Below are 26439 nucleotides of genomic sequence, written 5' to 3' on the forward strand. Positions count from 1 at the left end.
AGGGGTTCCGCCGATGCCGATCGACACCCGCCGCCTGGGGCGCACCGAACTCGAGGTGACCACGCTCGGCTTCGGCACGGCGGCGCTCGGCGAGCTCTTCGTCACGGTGCCGGAGCCCCAGGCCCATGCCACGCTGCAGGCGGCCTGGGATGCCGGCATCCGCTATTTCGACACCGCCCCCTGGTACGGGCTCGGCCTGGCCGAGCACCGGCTGGGCAGCTTCCTGCACGGCCAGACGCGCGGTGACTTCCGCGTCTCCAGCAAGGTCGGGCGCTGGCTCAAGCCGTCGCCCGACCCGGAGCATTTCCACTCCGAGAAATGGGCCGGCGGCCTGCCCTTCGATGTCGTCTTCGACTACGGCTATGACGGCATCATGCGGGCGATGGAGCAGATCTGGGCGCGGCTGACCCTGCCGCGGATCGACCTGCTGCTGATCCACGACCTCGACCTGCTGCACCATCCCACCGACGCCCGGGTGCGGGCGCATCTCGACCGGCTCTCCGCCTCCGGCTGGCGGGCGCTGGAGCAGCTGAAATCCTCCGGCGTGATCGGCGCGGTCGGCGCCGGCATCAACGTCATGGGCATGATCCCGCGGCTGCTCGACGCCGCCGATCTCGACGCCTTCCTGGTGGCGATGCCCTACACGCTGATGGACCAGGAGCCGCTGGCGGAGGAGTTCCCGCTGTGCCAGCGGCACGGCGCCGGCATCGTCATCGGCGGCGTCTTCGCCTCCGGCATCCTCGCCACCGGCCCGGTCGCGGGCGCCAAATACGCCTATCGCGACGCGACGCCGGAGGAGTTGGAGCGCTGCCGGCGGATCGAGCGGGTCTGCGCCGCGCATGGCGTGCCCTTGGCCGCGGCGGCGCTGCAGTTCCCGCTCGGCCACCCCAGCGTCGCCTCGGTGATCCCGGGCGCGCTGTCGCCCGACCAGGTCACGCGCAACGTCGAGAATTTCCGCTACCCGATCCCCGCCGGGCTGTGGTCGGATCTGAAATCCGAAAGCTTGATTCGCGCCGACGCGCCGACCCCGTGAGCGGGCCCCGGCCGTAAGCCGGGAAGGGGTTGTTTCAATGCGGGTGGCGTCGATCGGCGAGTGCATGATCGAGATCGCGGTGAAGCCGGGCGGCGACGCCCAGCTGGCCAGCGGCGGGGACACGCTGAACACCGCGGTGTATCTGGCCCGCCAGGGCGTCGCGGTCGACTACGTCACCGCCCTGGGCGACGACCCGTACAGCGACGAGATGCTGGCCCGCTGGCAGGCGGAAGGGGTGGGGACGGGGCTGGTGCCGCGCCTGCCCGGCCGGGTGCCGGGCCTCTATATGATCCGCACCGACGACAAGGGCGAGCGGACCTTCCATTACTGGCGCGACCGGGCGCCGGCGCGCGAGGTGTTCGAGCTGCCGGGCGCTGAGGAGCTGGCCGAAACGCTGGCCGGCTACGATCTGCTCTATTTCTCCGGCATCACCCTGTCGCTGTACAGCGACCGCGGCCGCGACGCCTTCCACGCGGCGCTGTCGGCGGCCAAGGCGAAGGGCGCGCGCATCGCCTTCGACGGCAACTACCGGCCGCGCGGCTGGCCCGACAAGGCCCGGGCGCAGGCGGTGTTCGCCCGGTTCCTGGCGCTGGCCAGCCACGCTTTGCCGACCTTCGACGACGAGCAGGCGCTGTTCGGCGATGCCGACCCGCAGGCGACCATCGCCCGGCTGCGCGGCTACGGCGTCGGCGAGATCGTGGTGAAGTGCGGCGGCGAGGGCTGCCACATCGCCACGGCCGAAGGCGTGACGACGGTGCCGGTGCCGCGGGTGGTGACCCCGGTCGACACCACCGCGGCGGGCGACAGCTTCAACGCCGGCTACCTGGCCGGCCGCTTCGCCGGGCTGGATCCGGCCGCCTCGGCACTGCGCGGCCACCGCCTGGCGGCGGCGGTGATCGGCCACCGCGGCGCCGTGGTGCCGCGCGATGCCATGCCGGACTTCGCCCGGGGCCCCGCCGCGTGATCTTCGGTTCTCGTCCAGCCGCCGCAATTTGCTAAGGTGCGGCGCAACCTGAATGTCCCGCTGACCGATCGAGATCCGCCATGACCGTCGACGCCATCATCGCCCGCGCCCCGATCATCCCTGTGCTGACCGTCGAGACGGTGGCGGCGGCGGTGCCGCTGGCTCGCGCCCTGGTCGAGGGCGGCCTGCCGGTGCTGGAGGTGACGCTGCGCACCAAGGTCGCGCTCGAGGTCATCGCCGCCATGGCGGCGGAGGTGCCGGACGCGATCGTCGGCGCCGGCACCGTGCTGTCGCCGGCCGATCTCGAGGCCTCGCGCCGCGCCGGCGCCGTGTTCGGCGTCAGCCCCGGCCTGACCCCGGCCCTGGCGCGGGCGGCGGAGGGCTTCCCGTTCCTGCCCGGCGCGGTGACGCCGTCGGAGATCATGGCGGCGTGCGATCTCGGCTACGGCGTGCTCAAATTCTTCCCGGCCGAGATCTATGGCGGCCAGTCGGCGCTGGCGGCCCTGGCCGGCCCCTTCGCCGGCATGCGCTTCTGCCCGACCGGCGGTGTCCGCGAATCCAACCTGCGGGCCTATCTGTCGCTGCCGAACGTCGCCGTGGTCGGCGGCACCTGGATCGCCGGCAAGACCGAGGTGGCGGCGCGTGACTGGGCGGCGGTGACCGCCCGCGCCCGCCGCGCCGTGGCCATCGCCCGGGGCGAGGAGGAGGCGTGACCGAGGCGCCGGTCTTCACCCTCCGGGCGGGCCGGATCGAGGATGCGGCGGGGGTGACTGAGCTGCACAGCCAGTCGCGCTTCCGCTGGGGTACGCTGCGCCCGCGCTATCCGTCGCTCGACGCGGTGCGGAAATGGCTGGAGACCCGGTCGCTCGACAATCCCTACATCGTCGCCGAGGCGGAAGGCCGGATCATCGGCGATGCCGGACTCGAGCTCGGCAAGGGCCGCCGGGCCCATGCGGCGGAGCTCGGCATGGGCGTGCACGACGCTTGGCAGGGCCGCGGCGTCGGCACGGCCCTCCTGGCCGCGGTGATCGACACTGCCGACAACTGGATGAACCTGAAGCGGCTCGAGCTCACGGTCTGGACCGACAACGCGCCGGCCCTGGCGCTCTACCGCAAGTTCGGCTTCGTCGAGGAAGGCGTGCTGCGCGCCTATGCCTATCGCGACGGCGCCTATGTCGACGCCCTGGCGATGGCTCGGCTGCGCGGGATCGGGTAGTCCGTCCGGACCCTAGCCCGGAAGCACGGCCACCGCCTCGACTTCGAACAGCATGGCGTCCAGCGCCAGGCGCGGCACCGGGATCAGCGTGCAGGTCGGCTTCTTCCCCGGCCCGAAGGTGTGTTCGAGCTCGGCGCCGAGGTCGTGCAGCTTCGCTTCCGTATGGTCCACGATCAGCACGGTCAGCTTGGCGACGTCGCGCGGGCCGGCGCCGGCGGCCTGCAGCGCGATGCGGAGATTGGCGAAGGCCTGCCGGACCTGCGCCCGGAAATCCGGTGAAAGCTCGGCCTTCTCGTTTTCCCCGCCCTGGCCGGCGACGAAGACGAGGCGTGTGCCGGCCGGGACCTCGGCCAGGTGGGAATCGCCATTGGCCGAGGGATCGTACAGGCCGGCGGGGTTGCTCAGGGTGAAGGCGGCGGCGTCGGTGGCGGCGGACATGGCGGGTCTCCGGTTCGAAGCGCTCCGGACATCAGGCCGGTTCCGGGCGCGTGGGGCGGGGTCGCAAAGTGATGGTCGCACCACTCCGCGCACACCCCCAAGACGATCGAAGCCGCCGTCCTGTGACTCGAAATCGATGGCCTGGCCGTGGCTCGACTACGGAACCCTCAATGCGCCGAGGCGGTGAAGCTGGGCTCGGCCAGGCCGCTCTGCTGCAGCTGGTCGACGATCTGCGCCTTCAGCCGCGCCAGCCCGGCCTCGTCGCCGCTCTCGGCGCGGGCCACCAGCACGTCCTGGGTGTTCGAGGCGCGCAGCAGCCACCAGCCGTCCGGCGTGGTCACCCGGGCGCCGTCGATGTCGTTCACATCGGCGCCGGACTGGCGCAGCCGGGCCATGACCTCGTCGATCACCGCGAACTTCCGGCTCTCATCGATCTGGAAGCGCACCTCGGGGGTCGAGACGGTGCTGGGGAAGGTGTCGCGCAGCGCCGCCAGCGTGCCGCCGCTGCGGCTGACCTGGGCCACCAGCCGCACGCCGCAATAGAGCGCGTCGTCGAAGCCGTACCATTTGTCGGCGAAGAAGATGTGGCCCGACATCTCGCCGGCCAGCGGCGAGTTCACCTCGGCCATCTTCGCCTTGATCAGCGAATGGCCGGTCTTCCACATCAGCGGCGTGCCGCCCAGCTTCGCGATCGCGTCGAACACGGTCTTGCTGGTCTTGACGTCGGCGATCACGGTGCCGCCGGGGTACCGCGGCAGCACGTCGATGGCATAGACCGCCACCAGCATGTCGCCCGGGATGATCCGGCCCTGGCCGTCGATGGCGCCGATGCGGTCGGCGTCGCCGTCGAAGGCGATGCCGAGATCGGCCTTCACCTCGGCCACCTTGGCCTGCAGCGCCACTAGGTTGTCCGGGATGGTCGGGTCCGGATGGTGGTTCGGGAAGCGGCCGTCGATCTCGTCGAACAGCAGGATGTGCTTGCCCGGCAGCGTCGCGGTCAGGCGGCGCAGCACCTCGCCGGCGGCGCCGTTGCCGTTGTCCCAGACCACGGTCAGGTCGCGGGTGCCGTCATAGTCGCGCAGCAGCCGCTCGACATAGAGGTCGCGCAGGTCGAGGTCGCTGACCTTGCCGTCGCCTTTCTCCAGGTCGCCGGCGGTGGCGAGGCGGCCGATCTCCAGGATCTGGTCGCCATATACCGGGCCGGAGCGCAGCACCATCTTGATGCCGTTGTAGTCCGGCGGGTTGTGCGACCCGGTGACCATCACCCCGGCATCGGCGTCCAGGTGCTTCTGGGCGAAATACAGCAGCGGCGTGGGGCCGAGCCCGACGCGCACCACCTCGACCCCGGTCGAGGCCAGGCCCTGGACCAGCGCCGCCTCCAGCTCCACCGAGCTCAGCCGGCCGTCATAGCCGACCACCACCTGCCGGCCGCCCTTGCGCCGGACGATGGTGCCGAAGGCGGCGCCCACGGCCCGATAATCCGCTGCGTTCAGCGTTTTGCCGATGACGCCGCGGATGTCGTATTCGCGCAGGACGGTGGGGTGGAAGCTGTGGGTCATGGTCGGGGTACGGTCCTCGGAAGGGTCTTGTGGTTTCAGCCGGCCGAGCCCGGAACCGGGCGGCCGATGCTGTGATAGTGGAAGCCGGCGGCCTGCATGTCCGCCGGCTTGTACACGTTGCGCAGGTCGACGAAGACTGGGCCGCCCATCAGCTTGATCATCCGCGCCGGGTCGAGGGCACGGAATTCGTTCCATTCGGTCAGCACCACGGCGCCGTCGGCGCCGTGCAGCGCCTCATAGGCGCCGGCCGCGTAGTCGATGTCGGTCAGCAGCTTGCGCGCCTCCTTCATCGCCGCCGGGTCGTAGGCGCGGATCTTGGCCCCGGCCCGCTGCAGCATCGGCACCACGGTCAGGCTCGGCGCGTCGCGCATGTCGTCGGTGTTCTGCTTGAAGGCGAGGCCGAGCACGGCGATGACCCGGCCGGCGACGCTGCCGCCGAAGGCGGCGATCACCCGCTCCGCCATCTCGGCCTTGCGCGCCTCGTTGACCTCGATGACGGTCTCGATCAGGTGCTGCGGGGCCCCGGCCTCGCGCGCGTTCTGCACGAAGGCCGCCGTGTCCTTGGGGAAGCAGGAACCGCCATAGCCCGGGCCGGGATGCAGGAACTTCGGCCCGATGCGGTTGTCCAGGCCGAGCGACCGGGCGACGTCATGGACATTGGCGCCGACCTGCTCGCACAGATTGGCGACCTCGTTGATGAAGGTGACCTTCATCGCCAGGAAGCTGTTGGCGGCGTATTTGATCAGCTCCGCCGTCTCCAGCGCCGTGGTCACGATCGGCCGCTCGATCAGGTACAGCGGCCGGTAGACGTCGGACAGGACCTTGCCGGCGCGCTCGCCTTCGGTGCCGATGACCACGCGGTCGGGCAGCATGAAGTCGCCGATCGCCGAGCCCTCGCGCAGGAATTCGGGGTTGGAGGCGATGTCGAAATCGGCGTCCGGCCGGACCTTGCGGATCGCCTCGGCGACCTTGCGGCCGGTGCCGACCGGCACCGTCGACTTGGTGACGACGACGGTGTAGCCGGTCAGCGCCCGGGCGATCTCCTCGGCCGCGGCGAAGACATAGGTCAGGTCGGCATGGCCGTTGCCGTGCCGGCTCGGCGTGCCGACGGCGATGAACACCGCATCGGCGCCGTCGACCGCCGCGGCCAGGTCGGTGGTGAAGGACAGCCGGCCCGCGCTTGCGTTCTTCGCCACCAGCACGTCGAGACCCGGCTCGTAGATCGGCATCTCGTTGCGCTTGAGCTGCTCGATCCGGCCGGGATCCTTGTCGACGCAGACGACGTCATGGCCGAATTCCGAGAAGCAGGCGCCGGAGACGAGGCCGACATAGCCGCTTCCGATCATCGCGATGCGCATAGGGCCGCGTACTCCAATAGTCCGCCGGTCGGGCCGGCCGGGTCACAGATAACGGGAAACCGCCTCGCGCAGGGCGGCGGACAGGTCCGGCCGGTCCAGCCCATAGGCCAGGTTGGCGGCGATGAAGCCGACCTTGTCGCCGCAGTCGAAGCGGTCGCCCTCGAAGCGCACGCCGTGGAAGGGCTGGCTGCCGATCAGCCGGGCCATCGCGTCGGTCAGCTGGATCTCGCCGCCGGCGCCGCGCTCCTGCCGGTCGAGATGGGTGAACACCTCCGGCTGCAGGATGTAGCGGCCGACGATCGACAGGTCGGACGGGGCGTCTTCGGCCTTCGGCTTCTCGACCAGGCCGGTAACCTCGGCCACCGTGCCGTCATCCTCGCCGACCGCCAGGATACCGTAGCGCGACGTCAACTGCTTCGGCACCTCGCGCACCGCGATCATGTTGCCGCCGCGGCCGGCATAGGCCTTGGTCATCTGGGCCAGCAGCGGGGTCCGGCACTTGAAGATCTCATCCGGCAGCAGCACCGCGAAGGGCCGGTTGCCGACCAGGTGGCGGGCGCACCAGACGGCGTGGCCGAGGCCCAGCGGCTGGGCCTGGCGGACGAAGCTGAACTGGCCGGGCGGCAGCTCGGCGTCGCGCGCCGCCTTCAGCTGCTCCGTCTTCTTGCGGGCCTCCAGCGAGGCGTAGAGCTCGGCATTCTCGTCGAAATGGTCCTCCAGCGCGGTCTTGCCGCGGCTGGAAACGAAGACGAACTCCTCGATCCCGGCGGCCTTGGCCTCTTCGACCGCGTATTGCAGCACCGGCTTGTCGACGACGCAGAGCATCTCCTTCGGCACCGCCTTGGTGGCGGGCAGCGACCGGGTGCCGAGCCCCGCGACGGGGAAGACGGCGACCTTGACGGGTTCAGACATGAAGGCCTTCTCTGAAACTCGGGACACCCGCTATGAACGCTTCACATCCTGCCTTGTGCCACAGAGCGGCGCGAAAGGGAAATCGGGCGGGTCCGGCCGTCACGGCAGCACGAGCGGCGCCAGATACTGCCGGATGTTGGCCTCGAACTGCCGGTCGAACTCGTTCATGCCGTCCTGCAGCAGGCCGGCCTCGGCGCGGCTCTGGTCGGCGGCGCTGGAGCCGTCGGTCACGGTGGTCGAGCGTTCGACCCGGACATCGGCATAGCCGCCGGTGGTGTTGCCGACCGGGCCGACCTCCAGCCGGGCGGCCAGCCGCAGGGTCAGCTTCAGCGACGGCTGGTCGCGGAACATCGCAGTGATCCCGCCCTGGGTGGCCAGCCGCTCCCGGGTCAGGCTGGCCTCCTGGATGATCAGCTGACCGGCACCGGCTGCAGGCCGGCGGCGCCCCAGCCGCGGATCGCCGCCGCCGGGCTCTGCGCCAATTGCGTCGCCGCCGGCAGCGTCGCCCGGTCGACCGTATCGATCCGGGCGACGTTCAGCCGGATCGGCGAGCGGCCGGCGAAGGACACCGGCGCCACGCTGGCCAGCTCCGGCCCGCCGCAGGCGGCGAGCAGCAGCAGGCCGGCGCCGGCAAACAGGCTGCGACGGGTCGGGTGGGGCATCGGATTCTCCGGTCAAGGACGGGTCAAACCCGGGGACGGCGATCCAGAAGGTCTCGAAGCCGCTCTGGGTGGCCCCTGGATTGCCGGGTCAAGCCCGGCAATGACAATATAAATTGAGCTCTACTTCTTCCACACCGCGAAGACCCTTAACCGGAATCGTTGGCCGAAGTTGGGCAGGGCCTCAGGCGGTGTAGAGCGCCGCGAGCTGGTCCCGGTCGAAATCGTAGCGGGTGTTGCAGAACTCGCAGGCGACCTCGACCCGGCCGTCGACGGCCAGGCTCTCGATCTCCGCCTTCGGCATCGACTTCAGCATCGACGCCACCCGCTCGCGCGAGCAGCGGCAGGAGAAGCGCATCGGCTGGGACGGGAAGACCCGGACGCCGTCCTCATTGTAGAGGCGGAACAGCAGCGCCTCGCCGGACAGCGCCGGCTGCGTCAACTCGTCATCGGTGGCGGAGCCGAGCAGCACCATGGCGCGGCGCCAGTCGTCCTCACGGTCGGTCGGCACCTGCTTGTCGGGATCGGGCAGGCGCTGCAGCATGATGCCGCCGCCGCGCCAGCCGGTCTCACCGTGCCGGACGGCAGAGCGCAGCCCGGCCTGCAACTGCTCGGACTGGCGGAAGTAATGCTGCGCGCATTCCCAAAGCGTCTCGCCGGACAGGTCGACGATGCCCTGGTAGCGCTCGGTGTCCTGGCCCTGGTCGACGGTGAAGGCCAGGTGGCCCTTGCCCAGCAGCGCCGGCACCGTGGTGGCGGTGCCGGTCAGACGGGACTCGTCGAACATGGCATTGGCGCGGACCGCGCCGTCGGCGGTGACGTCCGCCACCACCAGCCGCACCGGCCCGTCGCCCTTGGCCTGCAGGGTGAACACGCCCTCGTATTTCAGGGCGCTGGCCAGCAGCGCCGTCAGCACCACCGTCTCGGCCAGCAGATGGGCGACCGGCTCGGGATAGGCGTGGCGGGCGAGGATGTCGTCGAGCAGCGAGCCGAACCGGACCAGCCGGCCGCGCAGCCCCGACGCCTCGATCTGGAAGGGGAGGACGAGATCGTCCCCCCCAGTCGTCATCGCCATCGTCACTTGGCCTCCAGCGCCCCCAGGCACCACAGCAGGATGCCCTTCTGGGCGTGCAGGCGGTTCTCCGCCTCGTCCCAGACCACCGATTGCGGGCCGTCGATCACCCCGTCCGTCACCTCCTCGCCGCGATGGGCCGGCAGGCAATGCATGAACAGGGCGTCCGGCTTGGCCTGCGCCATCAGCCGCTCATCGACCTGGTAGGGCCGCAGCAGGTTGTGGCGCGACGGCGCGTCCTTGTCGCCCATCGACACCCAGGTGTCGGTGACCACCAGGTCGGCGCCGCGCACCGTGGTCTCCGGATCGGTGCCGACCGAGATGCGGGCGCCTTCGCGATGCGCCCACTGGATCAGGTCGGCCGGCGGCGACAGCTCGTCCGGGCAGGCCAGGCGCAGCTCGAAGTCGAACATGCCGGCGGCGCGGATCCAGGACCGGGCGACGTTGTTGCCGTCGCCGGTCCAGGCGGCGACGCGCCCGGCGATCGGCCCGCGCTTCTCCTCGAAGGTCATCACGTCGGCCATCAGCTGGCACGGATGGGTCTCGTCGGTCAGCCCGTTGATCACCGGCACGGTGGCGTTCTCGGCCATCTCGCGCAGCCGGTCCTCGTCCGAGGTCCGCAGCATGATGATGTCGACATAGCGCGACAGCACCCGGGCGGTGTCGCCGATGGTCTCGCCGCGGCCGAGCTGGATCTCGGTGCCGGTCAGCATCACCACCTCGCCGCCGAGCTGGCGCATGCCGACCTCGAACGAGACGCGGGTGCGGGTCGACGGCTTCTCGAAGATCAGCGCCAGGGTGCGGCCGGCCAGCGGCTTCGACGCGGCGCCGCGCGGATCGGTCTGCTTCAGTTCGATCGACCGGTCGATGATCCGGCGCAGATCGGACTTCGGCAGGTGGTGCAGGTCGGTGAAGTGCCGGATGTCAGCCATTCGCCACCGCCTTCGCCGCCCGCGCGGTGCACACCTTGTCGAAGATGGCGATGGCCTCGGCGATCTCCGCCGCGCCGATGGTCAGCGGCGGCAGGATGCGGACGACGTTCTCGCCGGCGCCGACGGTCAGCAGGCCGGCGGCGCGCAGATCGACGACGATCTCGTCGCTCGGCTGCACGCATTTCAGGCCCAGGATCAGGCCGGTGCCGCGCACCTCCTGCAGCACCGTCGGGTGGCGCTTCACCAGGGCCTCCAGCTCGGCCTTGAAGTGCTGGCCGGTGCGCTCGACCCCGGCGATGAAGCCGTCGGCCAGCACCACGTCCAGCACGGCGTTGCCGACCGCCATGGCCAGCGGGTTGCCGGCATAGGTCGAGCCATGGGTGCCCGGGGTCATGCCGCAGGCCGCCTCCTCGGTCGCCATGAAGGCGCCGAGCGGGAAGCCGCCGCCGATGCCCTTGGCGATGCACATCACATCCGGCGTGATCCCCGCCCATTCATGGGCGAAGAACTTGCCGGTGCGGCCGTAGCCGCACTGGATCTCGTCGAAGAACAGCAGCAGGCCGAACTCGTCGCAGACCCGGCGCAGCTCGCGCAGATATTCCGGGCTGGACACCTTGATGCCGCCCTCGCCGATGATCGGCTCGATGCAGATCGCGGCGGTCTCGTCGGTGATCACCGCGCGCAGCTCGTTCATGTTGCCCCAGGCGACCTGGTCGAAGCCGTCGACCAGCGGGCCGAAGCCCTTGATCAGCTTCTCGCCCTTGGCGGCGGAGATCGCGGCCAGAGTGCGGCCATGGAAGCTGGAGGTGACGGTGATGATCCGCCAGCGCTTCGGGTTGCCGCGGGTGTAGTGGTACTTGCGCACCAGCTTGGTGGCGCCTTCCCAGGCCTCGGCGCCGGAATTGGTGAAGAACACCGTGTCGGCGAAGGTGGCGTCGACCAGCCGCTGGGCCAGGCGCTCGCCGCCCGGAATCCGGTACAGGTTCGAGGTGTGCCACAGCTTGGCCGCCTGGTCCTGCAGCGTTTGCACCAGATGGGGATGGGAATGGCCCAGGGCGCAGACCCCGATCCCGGCGATCAGGTCCATGTATCGTCGCCCGTCGGTCCCGAACAGATACGCCCCTTCGCCCCGCTCGAAGGCGAGGTCGGCACGCGCATAGGTCGGCATCACGGCGGGAATCATGGACAGGCTCGCTGCGAGTGAGTCTCGGTCAGAGTCTCGTGGTTGCGGGAAGGAGGCGACTAAGCCCAGCTTATGCGGCGCTTGTCAACGCGCGCCCGTGCCGTTATAACGCGCGCTTCGCTCGGGTGGCGAGGCCGGGGTCCGATCCCCGGGGCATGCCCAACCACCCATCCATCGTCTTCCTTCGGAAGGACCGAAAATGCCCAAGATGAAGACCCATTCCAGCGCCAAGAAGCGCTTCCGGCTGACCGCCTCCGGCAAGGTCCGCTACAACTCGGCCTATCGCCGCCACCGCCTGCTGACCAAGACCAAGGCGGCCAAGGAGCGGAACCAGGGCACCAAGATCATGTGCGACGCCGACGCGACGAAGGTGAAGCGCTATCTCCTGGTCAACGGCTGAGCAGAGGAGCGCTGAGCAATGGCAAGAGTTTCCCGCGGCGTCACCAGCCACGCCCGCCACAAGAAGATCCTCAAGCTCGCCAAGGGCTATCGGGGCCGCGCTTCGACCAACTATCGCGTCGCGATCGAGAAGGTCGAGAAGGCGCTGCAATACGCCTACCGCGATCGCCGCAACAAGAAGCGCGATTTCCGCGGCCTGTGGATCCAGCGCATCAACGCCGGCGTGCGCGAGCACGGCCTGACCTATTCGAAGTTCATGCACGGCATCAAGCTGGCCGGCATCGACATCGACCGGAAGGTCATGTCCGACATCGCCACGCGCGAGCCGGAGTCGTTTAAGGCCTTGGTCGATCAGGCCCAGGCCGCGCTCAAGAACGCCGCTTGATCCCCTCCCGCCCCGGCGGGACAGGATAAAGCGAAAGGAAGCGGGGGTCGGGCCTGAGGGCTCGGCCCCTTTTTTCATGGCCGGTTGCCGGCCAAAGCCATCGAGGATTGCCAGGCGATGGAACAGGTAGAGACGCTGAAGCGCGACGTGGCCGCGGCGCTGGCCCAGGCCCCGGATCTCGCAGCCCTGGACGCCGTGCGGGTCGCGGCCTTGGGCAAGAAGGGCAGCCTGACCGGCCTGATGGCGGGTCTGCGTGACCTCGACCCCGAGGCGCGCAAGGCCTTCGGTGCCGCGCTGAACGTGGCCAAGAACGAGATCACCGCCCTGCTCGACGCCCGCAAGGCCGAGCTGGAGCGGGCGGCGCTGAACGCCCGGCTGGCGTGCGAGACGGTCGACGTCACCCAACCGGTGCGGCCGGAGCGGACCGGCCGGATCCACCCGATCAGCCAGACCCGCGACGAGATGATCGCGATCTTCGCCGAGATGGGCTTCACCGTCGCCGAAGGCCCGGACATCGAGGATGACTGGCACAACTTCACCGCGCTGAACATCCCGCCGGAGCATCCGGCGCGGCAGATGCACGACACCTTCTATCTGCCGGACCGGCCGGACGGGAAGGCGGCGGTGCTGCGCACCCACACCTCGCCGGTGCAGATCCGCACCATGCTGTCGCAGCAGCCGCCGATCCGCATCGTCGCGCCGGGCCGGACCTTCCGCTCGGACTACGACCAGACCCACACCCCGATGTTCCATCAGATCGAGGGGCTGGTGATCGACGAGGCCATCCATATGGGCCATCTGCGCGGCTGCCTGATCGAGTTCTGCCGCGCCTTCTTCGACGTGCCCGACCTGCCGCTCCGCTTCCGCCCCAGCTTCTTCCCGTTCACCGAGCCGTCGGCCGAGGTCGATATCGGCTGTTCGCGCAAGGGCGGCGAGCTGAAGCTGGGCAATTACGGCGACTGGCTCGAGATCCTCGGCTGCGGCATGGTCCATCCGAAGGTGCTGGAGGCGTGCGGCATCGACTCGACCCGGTATCAGGGCTTCGCCTTCGGCATGGGGATCGAGCGGCCGGCGATGCTGAAATACGGCATCCCCGACCTGCGCACCTTCTTCGAGGCCGATCTGCGCTGGCTGAAGCACTACGGCTTCGTGCCGCTCGACGTGCCTTCGCTGGCCACCGGCCTGACCCGCTAGACCGGCCCCCCTAGACCGCCTGCCGCAGCGAGACCGCGACCATGAAGCTGACCCTGTCCTGGCTCAAGGACCATCTCGACACCACGGCGTCTCTCGGCGAGATCACCGACGCGCTGACCAGCCTCGGCCTCGAGGTCGACGGCGTCGAGGACCCGGCCGCCGCCTTGACCCCCTTCACCATCGCCTATGTCAAATCGGCGGTGCAGCACCCGAACGCCGACCGGCTGCGGGTCTGCATCGTCGACACCGGCCGCGGCGAAGTGCAGGTGGTGTGCGGCGCGCCCAATGCCCGGACCGGCATGAAGGGCGTGTTCGCGCCGGCCGGCTCCTACATCCCCGGCACCAAGGTCGACCTCAAGGCCGGGATGATCCGCGGCGAGGCCTCGAACGGCATGCTGGTGTCGGAGCGCGAGCTCGGCCTGTCGGACGAGCATGACGGCATCATCGACCTGCCGGAGGACGCGCCGCTCGGCGCCGCCTTCGCCGCCTGGCGCGGCCTCGACGACCCTGTGATCGAGATCGGGCTGACCCCGGACCGGGCCGATTGCGCCGGCATCCGCGGCATCGCCCGCGACCTCGCCGCCGCCGGGCTCGGCACGCTGAAGCCGCTGGACGAGACGCCGGTGGCCGGCCGCTTCAGGACCGACCTGACCGTCGGCCTCGACTTCCCGGCCGACGCCGCCTCGGCCTGCCCGATATTCGCCGCCCGGGTATTCCGCGGCGTGAAGAACGGCCCCAGCCCGGCCTGGCTGCAGGCGCGGCTGAAGGCGATCGCGCTGCGGCCGATCTCGCTGCTGGTCGACATCACCAACTACTTCACCTTCGACCGCAACCGGCCGCTGCACGTCTTCGACCAGGGCAAGGTCCGCGGGGGCTTGCGGCTGCGCCTGTCGCAGGGCGGCGAGACGCTGGCGGCGCTGAACGACAAGACCTACACGCTCGGCGCCGGCATCACCGTGATCGAGGACGACAGCGGCCCGCTCAGCCTCGGCGGCATCATGGGCGGGGCGTCGACCGGCGTCTCCGAGCACACCACGGACGTGATCCTCGAGGCGGCGCTGTTCGACCCGTTGCGCACGGCGATGAGCGGCCGGGCGCTCGGCATCAGCAGCGATGCGCGCTACCGCTTCGAGCGCGGCGTCGACCCGGCGGCGGTGGTCGTCGGCATCGAGCAGGCGACCCGGATGATCCTGGAGCTGTGCGGCGGCGAGGCCTCGCAGCTGGTGGTCGCCGGGCGCGAGCCGGATTGGCGCCGGACCCTGACGCTGCGCCCGGCCCGGGTCGAGAGCCTGGGCGGCGTGGTGGTGCCGCGCGACCGGCAGACGGCGATCCTGTCGGCGCTCGGCTTCGGCGTGTCGGACGGTCCGGACGGGCTGATCCAGGCGGCGGTGCCGTCCTGGCGCGGCGACGTCCATGGCGAGGCCGACCTGGTCGAGGAGGTGCTGCGGGTCAACGGCTTCGACGCCATCCCGGCGGTGCCGCTGCCGAAGCTGACGACGCTGACCCAGCCGGCGCTGACCCCGGCGCAGAAGGCGCGCGAGCTGGTGCGCCGGACCCTCGCCGTCCGTGGCCTGGACGAGGCGGTGACCTGGTCCTTCATGGACGGGCGCGACGCCGGCTGGTTCGGCTTCCAGAACAGCGGGCTGAAGCTGCTCAACCCGATCGCGTCGGACCTCGACACGATGCGGCCCTCGGTGCTGCCGAACCTGATCCGGGCGGCCGGTCGCAATGCCGCGCGCGGGTTGCCGGACGCGGCGCTGTTCGAGATCGGCCCGTCCTATCGCGACGCCACCGAGACCGGCCAGGCCATGGTCGCCGCGGCGGTCCGCGCCGGATCGAGCGGCCCGCGCCATTGGGCGGAGCCGCCGCGGCCGGCCGACGTGTTCGACGCCAAGGCCGACGCGATCGCGGCACTGGAGGCGGCGGGCGCGCCGGTCGCCAACCTCGCGGTCTCGACCGACGCGCCGGACTGGTACCACCCGGGCCGCTCCGGCTGCCTGCGGCTGGGGCCGACGGTGCTGGCCCATTTCGGCGAGCTGCACCCGGCGGTGCTGGCGGGGTTGGCGGTCGACGGGCCGATGGTCGGCTGCGAGGTCTTCCTCGACGCCGTGCCGCAGCCGAAGAAGAAGGCCGGCACGGCCAAGCCGCTCTTGAAGCTGGCGGCGTTCCAGCCGGTGCTGCGCGACTTCGCCTTCGTGGTCGACGAGGCGGTGCCGGCCGACCGCATCCTCAAGGCGGCGAAGGGCGCCGACAAGGCGCTGGTCGCCGATGTCGCCCTGTTCGACGTCTATCGCGGCCCGGGCGTGCCGGAAGGCCGCAAGTCGCTGGCGCTGGCGGTGACGCTGCAGCCGGTCGAGGCCACCCTGACCGACGAGGCGATCGAGGCCGTCGGCAAGAAGATCGTCGCCGCGGTCGAGAAGCAGGGCGGCACCCTGCGGGGGTAGGGGCGGCCCGGCTGCCGTTGACAGTCTCTGGATCACCGGGTCAAGCCCGGTGATGACATTGGGGTGGGTGGCTAGGTCAGCCTCAGCGGCGGCGCAGGGGCCGGGGCTTGGGCAGGGGGATGTCGGCCAGGGCGCTCGGCACCGGGTCGTAGGCCACGCGCTGCGCCTTGGGCCGGGCCGCGGCGTGCATCGCGATCATCGCACCGATGCCGTCGGTGCCAGCCGAGTCGTCAGCCTCGGCGTCGCCCTCGCCCTCGGCCGCGGCCAGCAGCGGCTCGTCCAACGTGTCCGGCCGGCGGTCCGGCAGCGGCGGCTGGAACGCCGGGGAAGCGACGCGTGGCGTGGCCGCGGCCGGGGCCTCGGCGACATAGGTGCCGGTGCCCTCATGCGACTCGAAGGCCTCGTCCAGCAGCTCCGCCATCCCGGCGTTGCGGGCGATCGGGCTGGTGCCGCCGAAGATCACACCGATCAGCCGGGTGCGGCCGCGCACGGCCGACGCCACCAGATTGTAGCCCGCGGCCCGGATGTAGCCGGTCTTCATCCCGTCCATGCCGGCATAGGATTGCATCAGCCGGTTGTGGTTCGGGAAATTGCGGCCGCGATAGCGGAAGTTCTTGGTCGCGAAATAGGGGTAGTACTGCGGATAGTCGTTGATCAGCGCCCGGGCCAGCACCGCCATGTCGTGCGCGGTCGAGACGTTGTCCGGGTCCGGCAGGCCGTTGGTCGAGGTGAAGTTGGTGCGGCTCATGCCCAGCGCCCGCGCCTGCTGCGTCATCATCCGCGTGAAGCGGGTCTCGTTGCCGCCGATGGTCTCGGCCAGCACCACCGATGCGTCATTGGCCGACTGGGTCACCAGGCCCAGGACCGCGTCCTCGACCCGGATGCGGGACCCGGTCGTCAGGCCCAGCTTGGTCGGCGACTGGGAGGCGGCGTAGCTCGACACCGGCAGCCGCGTATCCAGCGTCAGCTCGCCCCGGTCCAGGCTGCGGAACGTCAGGTACAGCGTCATCAGCTTGGTCAGCGACGCCGGATACAGCCGCTGATTGGCGTTCTCCTCGTGCAGCACCTCGCCGGTGCGCGCATCGATGACATAGGCGGCATAGCGCGACGCCGCCTCCGCCCGGGCGGGCAGAAGCGCCAGGGCAAGGCAGGCGCACAGAACTGCCGCCGATCGCGCAACGAAACCGACCATGCCGACCCCCCGCTCCACGCCACTTGCGGACCTTGGTTCAGGCGTGATTTCAGAAGTCTAAATTAAGTCGTTGATTTTTGTCCATAAACCAATTGCTGGACTCGACAAAAAGAATGCCGGCCCCCGACGTCCGCCCGGTTGCAGACATCCTGCCAGCATCGCCTGTCGCGAGGCAACGCCCTTGGCGGCATGCTTCCAATTGTCCGGCATGTTGCACTGCACAAAAAACGTTGACAGATCGAATCGATCTGCTCATATATGCGGCATGTTGCAGTGCAACATGACTGGACGGCGCCCGAGCGACGACAGTCGGTTGCGAAGCATGAGGAGCCGTTCGTCATGACCACCGCCAAGAGCCGTGCCGGCGCGAGCAAGCTCGTCGCCGTCGACACCAACACCGACATTGTGAGGGACACCGTGGCAGACACCGTCAAGGCCAGCCAGGCCGCCGTCGAGAAGAATGTTGCCCAGGGCCTCGCCCTGTCCAAGGACCAGTTCGAGAAGGCCGCCCAGGCCGCGACCAAGAACGTCGACGAGCTGGTCGCGTTCGCCAAGGGCAATGTCGACGCCGTGTTCGCGTCGGCCGCCATCTTCGCCCAGGGCACCGAGCAGCTGACCCGCGCCTGGTTCGCCTTGCATCACGGCGCCGCCGAGCAGGCCGCCGAGGCGACCCGCTCGCTGTTCGCCGCCAAGACCCTGCGTGAGGTCGTCGACCTGCAGTCGGCCTTCACCAAGACCGCCTTCGACGGCTTCGTCGCCGAGAGCAGCAAGCTGTCGGAGCTGGGCCTGAAGGTGACCAACGACGCCGTGGCGCCGATCGCCGCCCGCGTCAACGTCGCGGTCGAGACCCTGTCCAAGCCGCTGGCCGCCTGATCCGACCTCCTCCCCCGGATCAGCGACCCCACGGCCCCGGCGACATCTGTCGCCGGGGCCGTTCGCATTTCAGCTTTCCGCATTGCAGGCCTACAACTCCGAGCCCGGCGGCACTATCATCATGGTCGGGTTCAAAACCGGCAGCACGCATCCCATATCCATGAGCGACACCGAACGGAAGGATGATCGAGGAGGCGGCAACGACGCCGGCACGGGGGTTGTCGTTCAGACCAGGACGCGGACGAAGAAGCCGTCCATGTACAAGGTCCTGATGCTGAACGACGATTACACGCCGATGGAGTTCGTCGTCCATGTCCTGGAACGCTTTTTCGCGAAGAGCCGCGAGGAAGCCACCACCATCATGCTCCATGTTCACCGTCGGGGTGTGGGCGTCTGCGGCGTTTTCACCTACGAGGTGGCGGAGACGAAGGTGGCACAGGTGATGGACTTCGCGCGCCGCAATCAGCATCCTCTACAATGTATTCTTGAGAAGGCCTGACCAGAGGTCTGGCAGGCCCTCCCGGCATGGGGACGACCGATGCTCTCGCGGAATCTGGAGCAGACGCTGCACAGGGCCCTCGCTTTCGCCAATGAGCGACGGCACGAATACGCCACGCTCGAGCACCTGCTGCTGGCGCTGTCCGAGGACCAGGATGCCGTCGCAGTGATGCGCGCCTGCGGCGTCAATCTCGAAAAGCTGCGCCGCGACCTCGTCGGCTATATCGACACCGAGCTCGCGACCCTGAAGATCGACGGGATCGAGGACGCGAAGCCGACCGCCGGCTTCCAGCGCGTGCTGCAGCGCGCCGCGATCCACGTCCAGTCCTCGGGGCGGGAGGAGGTGACCGGCGCCAACGTGCTGGTCGCCCTGTTCTCCGAGCGCGAGAGCCATGCGGTGTACTTCCTGCAGGAGCAGGACATGTCCCGCTTCGACGCGGTCAACTACATCAGCCACGGCATCGCCAAGGCCGGCGCCTCGGGCGCGGCGCGGACGGGATCCGGGTCGGGTGAATCAGCGCGTCCGGTCTCGGGCGCCGACGAGGATGCGCAGGCGGAGAAGGTCGTGAAGAAGGGCTCGGAGGCGCTCAGGACCTATTGCGTCAACCTCAACGAGAAGGCGTCGAAGGGCAAGATCGACCCGCTGATCGGCCGCGAGGCCGAGATCGAGCGGACGATCCAGATCCTCTGCCGCCGCTCGAAGAACAACCCGCTCTATGTCGGCGACCCCGGGGTCGGCAAGACCGCGATCGCCGAGGGCCTGGCCCGCCGCATCGTCGACGGCGAGGTGCCGCCGGTCCTGGCCGACGCCACCATCTTCGCCCTCGACATGGGCGCGCTGCTGGCCGGCACCCGCTACCGCGGCGATTTCGAGGAGCGACTGAAGGCGGTGATGTCGGAGCTGGAGAACCTGCCCGGCGCGGTGCTGTTCATCGACGAGATCCACACCGTGATCGGTGCCGGCGCCACCTCCGGCGGGGCGATGGACGCCTCCAACCTCTTGAAGCCGGCCCTGGCCTCGGGCGCGATGAAATGCATCGGCTCGACCACCTACAAGGAATACCGCAACTACTTCGAGAAGGACCGCGCCCTGGTGCGCCGGTTCCAGAAGATCGACGTCAACGAGCCGTCGGTCGAGGACACGGTCAAGATCCTGCAGGGGCTGAAGACCTATTACGAGAAGCACCACCAGGTGCGCTACACCGCGGATGCGATCCGCACCGCGGTGGAACTGTCGGCCCGCTACATCAACGACCGCAAGCTGCCCGACAAGGCGATCGACGTGATCGACGAGGCCGGCGCCGCGCAGATGCTGCTGCCGCCGTCGCGCCGGAAGAAGACCATCGGCATGCGCGACGTCGAGGCGGTGGTGGCGAAGATCGCCCGGATCCCGCCGAAGAGCGTCAGCCGCGACGACAAGACGCTGCTGCAGACCCTGGACCGCGACCTGAAGACCCTGGTGTTCGGCCAGGACCCGGCGATCGACGCCCTGTCGGCGGCGATCAAGCTGGCTCGCGCCGGGCTGCGGGAGCCGGAGAAGCCGATCGGCAACTACCTGTTCTCCGGCCCGACCGGCGTCGGCAAGACCGAGGTGGCGCGGCAGCTGTCGAAGCTGCTCGGCATCGAGCTGGTGCGCTTCGACATGTCGGAATATATGGAGCGGCACTCGATCAGCCGGTTGATCGGCGCCCCGCCGGGCTATGTCGGCTTCGACCAGGGCGGGCTGATGACCGATTCGGTCGACCAGCACCCGCACTGCGTGCTGCTGCTGGACGAGATCGAGAAGGCGCATCCGGACGTCTTCAACATCCTGCTGCAGATCATGGATCACGGGAAGCTGACCGACCACAACGGCAAGTCGGTCGATTTCCGCAACGTCATCCTGATCATGACCACCAATGCCGGCGCCACCGAGCTGACCAAGCAGTCGATCGGCTTCGGCGCCAGCCGCAAGGACGATGCGGGCACGGAGGCGATCAACCGGATGTTCACGCCGGAGTTCCGCAACCGGCTGGACGCCACCATCGCCTTCGGCCATCTGACGCCGGAGATCGTGGCCCAGGTGGTCGACAAGTTCGTGATCCAGCTCGAGATCCAGCTGGCCGACCGGCATGTCACCATCGAGTTGTCCTCGGCGGCCCGGCATTGGCTGGTCAAGCGCGGCTATGACGAGCTCTACGGCGCCCGGCCGATGGCCCGGGTGATCCAGGAGCACATCAAGAAGCCGCTGGCCAACGAGCTCCTGTTCGGCAAGCTGGTCAAGGGCGGCCAGGTCCGGGTCGACGTGGCGGCGGACGGCGAGACTCTGGCGTTCGAGTACATCGAGAACCCGACCGCCCCGGTCTCCTCCGACGACGCGACCAAGGAACCCGAGCTGGCCTGATTGGCGGCTTGGCTCTGACAAAGGGGCGTCCCGATTGGGGCGCCCTTTTTGCTTGGGGGACAGGCGCCGCTCTTTCGCCTTGCCTCTCCCGCTTGCCATGTCGAGCTCGACCGCCTGGCGCAGCGTGTGCAGCGCCCAGCCCGTCCAGTTCATGTCGGGATCGGTCGGCCGGACCTCGTCGGAGTCGGATTGCACCATGTCCATAGAACGTATCATGAACAAAGACGGCCGGTAATACTACTGCGATCGTGTTTTCCGTGGTGGAACAGCGGATTACCGCTCCGACAGGCGGGAAAGGCGACGCGCTTCTGCTCCCCATCGGTCGTTTGCCGGCCGCGGCGGGGCGGGCTATGGTCGCGCGCCCGCCGCCACAAGAACGAACATGCCGCAGCCCCGCCCGATCGGCCGTGTCAACTGGATCGGCCTGTGGACCCTGACCGCCAAGGAGGTCCACCGCTTCCTCAAGGTCGCGACCCAGACCATCGCCGCCCCGGTCGTCACCACGCTGCTGTTCTACGCCATCTTCGCCCTGGCCCTCGGCGGGGCGGACCGGCAGGCCGCGGGGGTGCCGTTCCTGCAGTTCCTGGCGCCGGGGCTGATCATGATGGCGATGGCGCAGAACGCCTTTGCCAACACCTCCTCCTCGCTGATGATCGCCAAGATCCAGGGCAACATCGTCGATGTGCTGATGCCGCCCTTGGCCCCGGCCGAGCTGGCGGCCGGCTACATCGCCGGCGGCGTCGTCCGCGGCATCCTGGTCGGGACGGTGACCTGGGCCGCGATCCGGATCTTCGTGCCGATCGACCCGGTCCATCCGGGCTTCGTGCTGTTCCACGGCCTTGCCGCGTCGATGATGCTGGCGCTGCTCGGCGCCATCGGCGGCATCTGGTCGGAGAAGTTCGACCACATCGCCGCCGTGACCAACTTTGTGGTCACGCCGCTGGCCTTCCTGTCCGGCACCTTCTACTCGCTCGACCGGCTGCCGCCGGCCTGGCACTTCGTGGCCCATCTCAACCCGTTCTTCTACATGATCGACGGCTTCCGCTACGGCTTCATCGGCGTCAGCGACGGCACCCTGGCGATCGGAATCCTGGTCCTGCTCGGCGTCAACGCCGCGCTGCTGGCGCTGCTGCTGCGCATGCTCGCCACCGGCTACAAGCTGAAGGCATGACGGTGCAGCTTCCGGCGGGGGCGGCGCGCTCCGCGGGGCCGGCTCGGCCTGCGGGGGCGGCTCGCCCGGTCCGGCGCTTCGGCGCGGTGCACTGGCTGGGCCTGGCCACGCTGTTCCGGCGCGAGTTCCGGGCCTATCTGAAGGACTGGCCGGAGACGATGGTCGCCCCGACCTTCTCCACCCTGCTCTATGTCGCGGTGTTCGCCGTCGCCTCGGGCGAGGCGACGGGGGACGCGGCCGGAGCGCCCGCCTGGGCCGGACCCGGCGGGTTGCTGCCGTTCCTGGCGCCCGGGCTCGCCGTCTATGTCGTGATCCTGCGGGCGGCCGAGGCCACGGTCTACAGCCTCACCTTCCTCAAGGTCGAACGGCTGGTCGGCGACATCCTGATGCCGCCCCTGGCGCCCTGGGAGGTGGCGGCCGGCTATGCCCTGGCCGGCACCGCCTCGGGCCTCGTCACCGGCCTGCCCTGCCTGGCCGCGCTGCTGCTGGCCGCCGGCACCGGCGTCGCCGACCCGGCGCTGCTGGCCCTGGTGCTGCTGCTCGGCGCCTTCCTGCTGGCGGCCGCCGGCACGCTGGTCGGGCTGTGGGCGGAGAAATGGGACCAGGCCGCCGCCTTCTTCGGCTTCCTGCTGATCCCGGTGACATTCCTGTCCGGCGTCTTCGCGCCGGTCGCGCTGCTGCCCGAGCCGCTCGCCGTCGTGGTGGCGCTGAACCCGGTCTATTACGCGATCGACGCCGCCCGCATCGCCTTCGGCGGCTCAGGCGCCGAGCCGGTCGGCCGCAGCCTCGCGGTGCTGGCCGTGACCGGCGCGGCGCTGTGGGCCTGCGCCGCCCTGCTGATCGCCCGCGGCTGGCGTCTCAAACCATAGCCGGGTAGGCACAGGCCGGACACGATCTTGTCCTGATCTGGCCCCAGTCGTTACGGATATTGTCGTGAATTGTCTGACGACTGGGCTTTGCTCAAAATTGAATCGATTTCAACAAGGCTCTGCGCGGTTTTCCGTTGAAGATTCAACTGGACAGGGAACTTTTTGTGCAGTGCAATGTTGACAGCTTCACCCGCCGGATCGCCAGTTCGGCGTCGGTCTTGCGCAAGGGAGAGGTTCAGTGGGCCAGGCCATACCTTCCACCAGCGACATTGTGATCACCGCCTATGAGGCGCGCCGCGCCGCCGGCGCCGATGAATGGACGGCCTGCGACGCCGCGCTCGAGGCGTTCCGCAGACGTCACCCCGAAGCGTCATCCGACCTGGCCAACACCTTTATCGCCGACGTGCTGCGGGACCATACCGCCCGGCATTAAGGCGGCATTACATCCGACATTTCGCATTGCAGCGAAATCAGGCGGCGCCGGATGCCGCGCCTGATGCGGATCGCCGGCCGGCTGTCGCCGCCACCTCGCGGCACAGCCGGAACTCGCTGCCGCGTTGCCGCGCCCGCTCGAACAGCCGCTCGATCATCGTGATCCGCGCCGCCCGGCCGACGCCGAGATCGGCGCGCGGATGCAGGGTCATGCAGGCGTAGCCGTCGGTGGCGAGCAGCGCGTCCCACGCCTCGATCATGAAGGCCTCGGCCCGCGACTGGGTCAGGCGCTGGCCGAAATGGGTGGCGTCGGTCAGGCCCTGGCTGACCGGCAGCTCGACCATCCCGTCACCGCCGTCCCCATCCAGCGGATAGGGCGCGTCGTCGTCGATGAAGCTGCTGTCATAGCGGTAGCCGAGGCGCCGCAGGATCGGGAGGGTGCGGGTCGACAGCGTCCCGGTGGGGGCGCGGAAGCCGATCGGCGCCGTGCCGCACAGCGCGGTCAGGCGGGCATGCGCCTGCTCCAGCACCGCGTTCTCGCGGTCGCCCAGGCCGATATGGTCCTCGAAGGCCAGGCCGTTCGAGGCCACCTCGTGGCCGTCGGCCAGGCAGCGTTCCAGCAGGGCGCGGCAGCGCTCGGCCTCGAACGCCGGCCAGAAGAAGGTGGCCTTGATCTCCGACCGGTGAAGCGACTCCAGCACCCGGGCCAGGCCGATGCGGTAGGTGTAGCGGCCGAGGCCAAGGCGGCCGAACAGCTCCTCCTCCGGCGCCGTCGCGGCCTCCGGGCCGACGCCGTGGACATTGACCGTGACCAGGGTGTTCATGGGCGCGGGTTCCTCCAGGCGTCGGGATCGGCCAGGCAGTGCTCGGCCAGCGACTTCATGCGCAGGGCCGCGACGCCCGGCCGGGCCAGGGCGTGGCGCAGGAACGCCTCGACCGCCGCGGCGCGGGCCGGCAATCCGGAGCCGCCATTGGCCTCCGGATGGATGATCAGCTGGACATAGCCGTCGCCGGCCTCGATCGCCGCCAGCTCCTGGATCCAGTTCTCCAGCACCTCCGACGCCAGCGCCCGGCCGATGGCGTACATCGGGTGGTCGTCCAGCGAGACGATGTTGTTCGGCAGGATGGCGAAATCCGGCTGCCCGGCCTCGGCCGGCAGCAGATAGGGCAGGTCGTCGTCCTTCTCGCTGGCGTCGTAGCGATAGCCCAGGCGGCGCAGCGTCGGCAGGGTCAGGCGGCTCTTGCGGCCGGAGGGCGAGCACCAGCCGACCGGGGCCTCGCCGACCGTGTCGGCGATGATGCGGTGGGTCTTCTCCAGCAGGGCCGGCTCGGCGTCGCCCAGGTCCCAGCCCTCGTGCTGGTAGCCATGCGCCGCCAGCTCGTGGCCGGCGCGGTGGATGTCGCGGTACAGCTCGGGCCAGGTCTCGACGTCCTGGCCGCAGACGAAGAAGGTGGCGGGGATGCCCAGCCGGTCGAACATGTCGAGATAGCGCCGCACGCCGCGCCGGATGGCGTAGCGGCCGCGGCTGTGGATGCCGAGCGCGTTGAGGCCGCGCCCGGCCTCCTCCGACGGGCCGTCGACATGGACCGTGACGCACAGCGCGGTCCGGGCGCCGCCCGGCCAGCGCGTTGGCGCTGCCATCACTCGTCTCCGATTCTGCTTCCAGTGTGGGACGAGATTGGCATGCCGGCGGGACCAGGATCAACATTATACCGGGACAAAATGCAATCCGGAGCGCCGGATCGGCGGTGTTCCCGGCGGAACAGCCGGCCGGCGGAGTCTGTGGCAAGGAGAGAGGCTGATCGATCGAATGTCGGACCGAGCCGTGTATGTTCGGCCGCTGGCCCGGCCGTGATCGGGTTCGCCACAGGCTGTGCCGGAACGACCGATGCCTTCAGACCTTTCCGAGATCCCGCAGCGGATGGCCCGGCTGGTCCTGGTGACGCCGGACGGCCGCGTCCTCGGCATCCTGCCGCCGGTCGCCGCGGCGACGCCGTGGTGGCAGGAGGCCGGGCCGGTGGTCCGGGCGGTCCGCGACCGCTTCGGCATCGAGGCCACCATCCTGCGGCTGCTGGAGACCGAGCGCGACCGGCCGCATTGCGGCGGGGTGACCTATCTGGCCGAGGCCGCGGGCCTCGCCGAGGATGCACAGCCCGTGCCGGCCGAACCCTGGGCCGGCACGCTCGACGAGCAACCGCTGCGCCTTCCCTATGCCCGGCCCGGCGGCCCGGCCGCGGACCTGGCCTGGGCCCGGCGGGTGCTGGACCGGCACGGCCTGCGGCCCGCGGGCGCGCCGGTGCAGGTCCGCAGCTGGAACCTGTCCAGCATCTGGCGCATTCCGGTCGAGGGGCAGGTGGCCTGGCTGAAGGCGGTGCCGCCCTTCTTCGCGCATGAGGGGCGCCTGCTGGCGCGCCTGGCCGGCGGGCCGGTGCCGCGGCTGCTCGGGCAGGAGGGCGGCCGCGTGCTGCTGGCCGAGATCCCGGGCGAGGACCTGTACGAGGCCGGGCCGGCGCAGCTGCGCGCCATGGTGGCGCTGCTGGTCGGCCTGCAGCGCGCCTGGCAGGGGCGGGCGGAGGAGCTGCTGGCGTTCGGCCTGCCGGACTGGCGCGCGCCGGCGCTGGAAGCGGCGATCGCCGCGGTGGTGGAGCGGACGGCGGATGAGCTCGCGGCGGCCGACCGGGCGGTCCTGGCCGGCTTCCTGCGCAGCCTGCCGTGCCGCTTCGCCGATATCGCCGCCTGCGGCCTCGACGACACGCTGGTGCATGGCGACTTCCACCCCGGCAATTGCCGCGGCGAGGGCACGGCGATCACCCTGCTCGACTGGGGCGACAGCGGCGTCGGCCATCCGCTGCTCGACCAGCCGGCCTTCCTGACCCGGATCCCGGGCGACGCGGTCGGGCCGGTCCGAACCCATTGGCACGAACGCTGGCGCGACGCGGCGCCGGGCGCCGATCCCGACCGGGCCGCGGCACTGCTCGCCCCGATCGCCGCCGCCCGGCAGGCGGTGATCTACCGCCGCTTCCTCGACGGCATCGAGCCGGCGGAGCGGGTCTACCACCGCACCGACCCCGCCGACTGGCTGGGCCGGACCGCGGCGATCCTGCGCGGGTAGATCGATCGGCGAGGGAGGCGGCGGGCGCAGGAGTGCGTAGCCTCTCCCGCTTGCGAGACCCTTCCGGAACTCTGCTGTTTGCGCGGATCATCGTCTTCCACTCTCCCCCTCCCGCAAGGGGAAGGGAGAGATCACAAATTCATTGTGGAAGAGGCTCCGG

At 69.9% G+C, this 26439-nt stretch carries 27 protein-coding genes; 15 read left to right on the forward strand and 12 right to left on the reverse strand.

Annotated elements, in window-relative coordinates; translation table 11 throughout:
• The first annotated feature begins 13 nt into the window (after positions 1–13).
• The 4 genes from ACTOWL_RS00210 (at position 14) to ACTOWL_RS00225 (ending at position 3213) form a co-directional block, all read left to right on the forward strand.
• Positions 14–1033: an aldo/keto reductase gene (locus ACTOWL_RS00210; RefSeq protein ID WP_441319166.1), complete on the forward strand. Its 1020-nt coding sequence runs from the start codon at positions 14–16 to the stop codon at positions 1031–1033.
• Between the two features lie 37 nt (positions 1034–1070).
• Positions 1071–1997, forward strand: a complete 927-nt coding sequence (locus ACTOWL_RS00215) for a sugar kinase (protein WP_441319167.1) — start codon at positions 1071–1073, stop codon at positions 1995–1997.
• Positions 1998–2077: 80 nt separating this feature from the next.
• Positions 2078–2710, forward strand: a complete 633-nt coding sequence (eda, locus tag ACTOWL_RS00220; protein WP_441319168.1) for a bifunctional 4-hydroxy-2-oxoglutarate aldolase/2-dehydro-3-deoxy-phosphogluconate aldolase — start codon at positions 2078–2080, stop codon at positions 2708–2710.
• Positions 2707–3213: a GNAT family N-acetyltransferase gene (locus ACTOWL_RS00225; RefSeq protein WP_441319169.1), complete on the forward strand. Its 507-nt coding sequence runs from the start codon at positions 2707–2709 to the stop codon at positions 3211–3213. The genes eda and ACTOWL_RS00225 overlap by 4 nt, the downstream gene beginning before the upstream one ends.
• Positions 3214–3225: 12 nt before the next feature.
• On the opposite strand, the gene ACTOWL_RS00230 is transcribed toward ACTOWL_RS00225, so the two are convergent.
• The 9 genes from ACTOWL_RS00230 to ACTOWL_RS00270 form a co-directional block, all read right to left on the reverse strand.
• Positions 3226–3651, reverse strand: a complete 426-nt coding sequence (locus ACTOWL_RS00230) for a RidA family protein (RefSeq protein ID WP_441319170.1) — start codon at positions 3649–3651, stop codon at positions 3226–3228.
• A gap of 167 nt (positions 3652–3818) precedes the next feature.
• Positions 3819–5210: a phosphoglucomutase/phosphomannomutase PgmG gene (pgmG, locus tag ACTOWL_RS00235; RefSeq protein ID WP_441319171.1), complete on the reverse strand. Its 1392-nt coding sequence runs from the start codon at positions 5208–5210 to the stop codon at positions 3819–3821.
• Positions 5211–5245: 35 nt separating this feature from the next.
• The gene (locus ACTOWL_RS00240) at positions 5246–6568 is read right to left on the reverse strand and encodes a UDP-glucose dehydrogenase family protein (RefSeq protein ID WP_441319172.1); all 1323 of its coding nucleotides are present in this window, start codon (positions 6566–6568) and stop codon (positions 5246–5248) included.
• Positions 6569–6610: 42 nt separating this feature from the next.
• A complete protein-coding gene (locus ACTOWL_RS00245; RefSeq protein WP_441319173.1) occupies positions 6611–7480 on the reverse strand; it encodes a UTP--glucose-1-phosphate uridylyltransferase in 870 nt (289 codons plus the stop codon).
• A gap of 99 nt (positions 7481–7579) precedes the next feature.
• On the reverse strand, positions 7580–7831 hold the full coding sequence (locus ACTOWL_RS00250; RefSeq protein WP_441319174.1) for a hypothetical protein: 252 nt from the start codon (positions 7829–7831) through the stop codon (positions 7580–7582).
• Positions 7832–7890: 59 nt separating this feature from the next.
• Positions 7891–8142 carry a hypothetical protein gene (locus ACTOWL_RS00255; RefSeq protein ID WP_441319175.1) on the reverse strand — a complete coding sequence of 84 codons (252 nt, stop codon included), beginning with the start codon at positions 8140–8142 and terminating at the stop codon, positions 7891–7893.
• 181 nt (positions 8143–8323) lie between these two features.
• Positions 8324–9214, reverse strand: a complete 891-nt coding sequence (locus tag ACTOWL_RS00260; protein ID WP_441319176.1) for an Hsp33 family molecular chaperone HslO — start codon at positions 9212–9214, stop codon at positions 8324–8326.
• 2 nt (positions 9215–9216) lie between these two features.
• Positions 9217–10143: an ornithine carbamoyltransferase gene (gene argF / locus ACTOWL_RS00265; protein ID WP_441319177.1), complete on the reverse strand. Its 927-nt coding sequence runs from the start codon at positions 10141–10143 to the stop codon at positions 9217–9219.
• Positions 10136–11326, reverse strand: a complete 1191-nt coding sequence (locus ACTOWL_RS00270) for an aspartate aminotransferase family protein (RefSeq protein WP_441319178.1) — start codon at positions 11324–11326, stop codon at positions 10136–10138. The genes argF and ACTOWL_RS00270 overlap by 8 nt, the downstream gene beginning before the upstream one ends.
• A 199-nt stretch (positions 11327–11525) precedes the next feature.
• Between ACTOWL_RS00270 and rpmI the strand changes: the two genes are divergently transcribed.
• From rpmI to pheT, 4 genes are all read left to right on the forward strand, one after another.
• On the forward strand, positions 11526–11726 hold the full coding sequence (gene rpmI, locus ACTOWL_RS00275) for a 50S ribosomal protein L35 (protein ID WP_342241424.1): 201 nt from the start codon (positions 11526–11528) through the stop codon (positions 11724–11726).
• A gap of 18 nt (positions 11727–11744) precedes the next feature.
• A complete protein-coding gene (gene rplT / locus ACTOWL_RS00280) occupies positions 11745–12110 on the forward strand; it encodes a 50S ribosomal protein L20 (RefSeq protein WP_309797710.1) in 366 nt (121 codons plus the stop codon).
• Between the two features lie 117 nt (positions 12111–12227).
• Positions 12228–13304, forward strand: coding sequence for a phenylalanine--tRNA ligase subunit alpha (pheS, locus tag ACTOWL_RS00285; protein ID WP_441319179.1), 1077 nt, complete (start codon positions 12228–12230; stop codon positions 13302–13304).
• 41 nt (positions 13305–13345) lie between these two features.
• Complete coding sequence (gene pheT, locus ACTOWL_RS00290; protein ID WP_441319180.1) at positions 13346–15748, forward strand: phenylalanine--tRNA ligase subunit beta; 2403 nt, start codon at positions 13346–13348, stop codon at positions 15746–15748.
• An 82-nt stretch (positions 15749–15830) separates the two neighbouring features.
• On the opposite strand, the gene ACTOWL_RS00295 is transcribed toward pheT, so the two are convergent.
• Complete coding sequence (locus ACTOWL_RS00295) at positions 15831–16940, reverse strand: D-alanyl-D-alanine carboxypeptidase family protein (RefSeq protein WP_441319181.1); 1110 nt, start codon at positions 16938–16940, stop codon at positions 15831–15833.
• Between the two features lie 339 nt (positions 16941–17279).
• Between ACTOWL_RS00295 and ACTOWL_RS00300 the strand changes: the two genes are divergently transcribed.
• From ACTOWL_RS00300 to ACTOWL_RS00325, 6 genes are all read left to right on the forward strand, one after another.
• The gene (locus ACTOWL_RS00300; RefSeq protein WP_441319182.1) at positions 17280–17813 is read left to right on the forward strand and encodes a phasin family protein; all 534 of its coding nucleotides are present in this window, start codon (positions 17280–17282) and stop codon (positions 17811–17813) included.
• A gap of 160 nt (positions 17814–17973) precedes the next feature.
• Positions 17974–18312 (forward strand): ATP-dependent Clp protease adapter ClpS, encoded by a 339-nt coding sequence (clpS, locus tag ACTOWL_RS00305; RefSeq protein WP_186002603.1) that lies wholly within the window; start codon positions 17974–17976, stop codon positions 18310–18312.
• 39 nt (positions 18313–18351) lie between these two features.
• Positions 18352–20694 (forward strand): ATP-dependent Clp protease ATP-binding subunit ClpA, encoded by a 2343-nt coding sequence (gene clpA, locus ACTOWL_RS00310; RefSeq protein WP_441319183.1) that lies wholly within the window; start codon positions 18352–18354, stop codon positions 20692–20694.
• Between the two features lie 382 nt (positions 20695–21076).
• Entirely contained in the window at positions 21077–21865 is a 789-nt protein-coding gene (locus ACTOWL_RS00315) for an ABC transporter permease (RefSeq protein ID WP_441319184.1), read from the forward strand.
• Positions 21862–22734 (forward strand): ABC transporter permease, encoded by an 873-nt coding sequence (locus tag ACTOWL_RS00320; RefSeq protein ID WP_441319185.1) that lies wholly within the window; start codon positions 21862–21864, stop codon positions 22732–22734. The genes ACTOWL_RS00315 and ACTOWL_RS00320 overlap by 4 nt, the downstream gene beginning before the upstream one ends.
• Positions 22735–22972: 238 nt before the next feature.
• A complete protein-coding gene (locus ACTOWL_RS00325; RefSeq protein ID WP_441319186.1) occupies positions 22973–23167 on the forward strand; it encodes a hypothetical protein in 195 nt (64 codons plus the stop codon).
• 37 nt (positions 23168–23204) lie between these two features.
• Here the strand turns inward: ACTOWL_RS00325 and ACTOWL_RS00330 are convergent, their stop codons facing one another.
• Both ACTOWL_RS00330 and ACTOWL_RS00335 read right to left on the reverse strand, forming a co-directional pair.
• A complete protein-coding gene (locus ACTOWL_RS00330; protein ID WP_441319187.1) occupies positions 23205–23990 on the reverse strand; it encodes a polysaccharide deacetylase family protein in 786 nt (261 codons plus the stop codon).
• Positions 23987–24808 (reverse strand): polysaccharide deacetylase family protein, encoded by an 822-nt coding sequence (locus tag ACTOWL_RS00335; protein WP_441319188.1) that lies wholly within the window; start codon positions 24806–24808, stop codon positions 23987–23989. Before ACTOWL_RS00335 ends, ACTOWL_RS00330 begins: the two co-directional genes overlap by 4 nt.
• Positions 24809–25055: 247 nt before the next feature.
• Here ACTOWL_RS00335 and ACTOWL_RS00340 point away from each other — a divergent pair, with 247 nt between their 5' ends.
• On the forward strand, positions 25056–26279 hold the full coding sequence (locus ACTOWL_RS00340) for an aminoglycoside phosphotransferase family protein (RefSeq protein WP_441319189.1): 1224 nt from the start codon (positions 25056–25058) through the stop codon (positions 26277–26279).
• Positions 26280–26439: the final 160 nt, after the last annotated feature.

The organism is Inquilinus sp. CA228, from assembly GCF_052078665.1.
Taxonomy (GTDB): Bacteria; Pseudomonadota; Alphaproteobacteria; order DSM-16000; family Inquilinaceae; genus Inquilinus.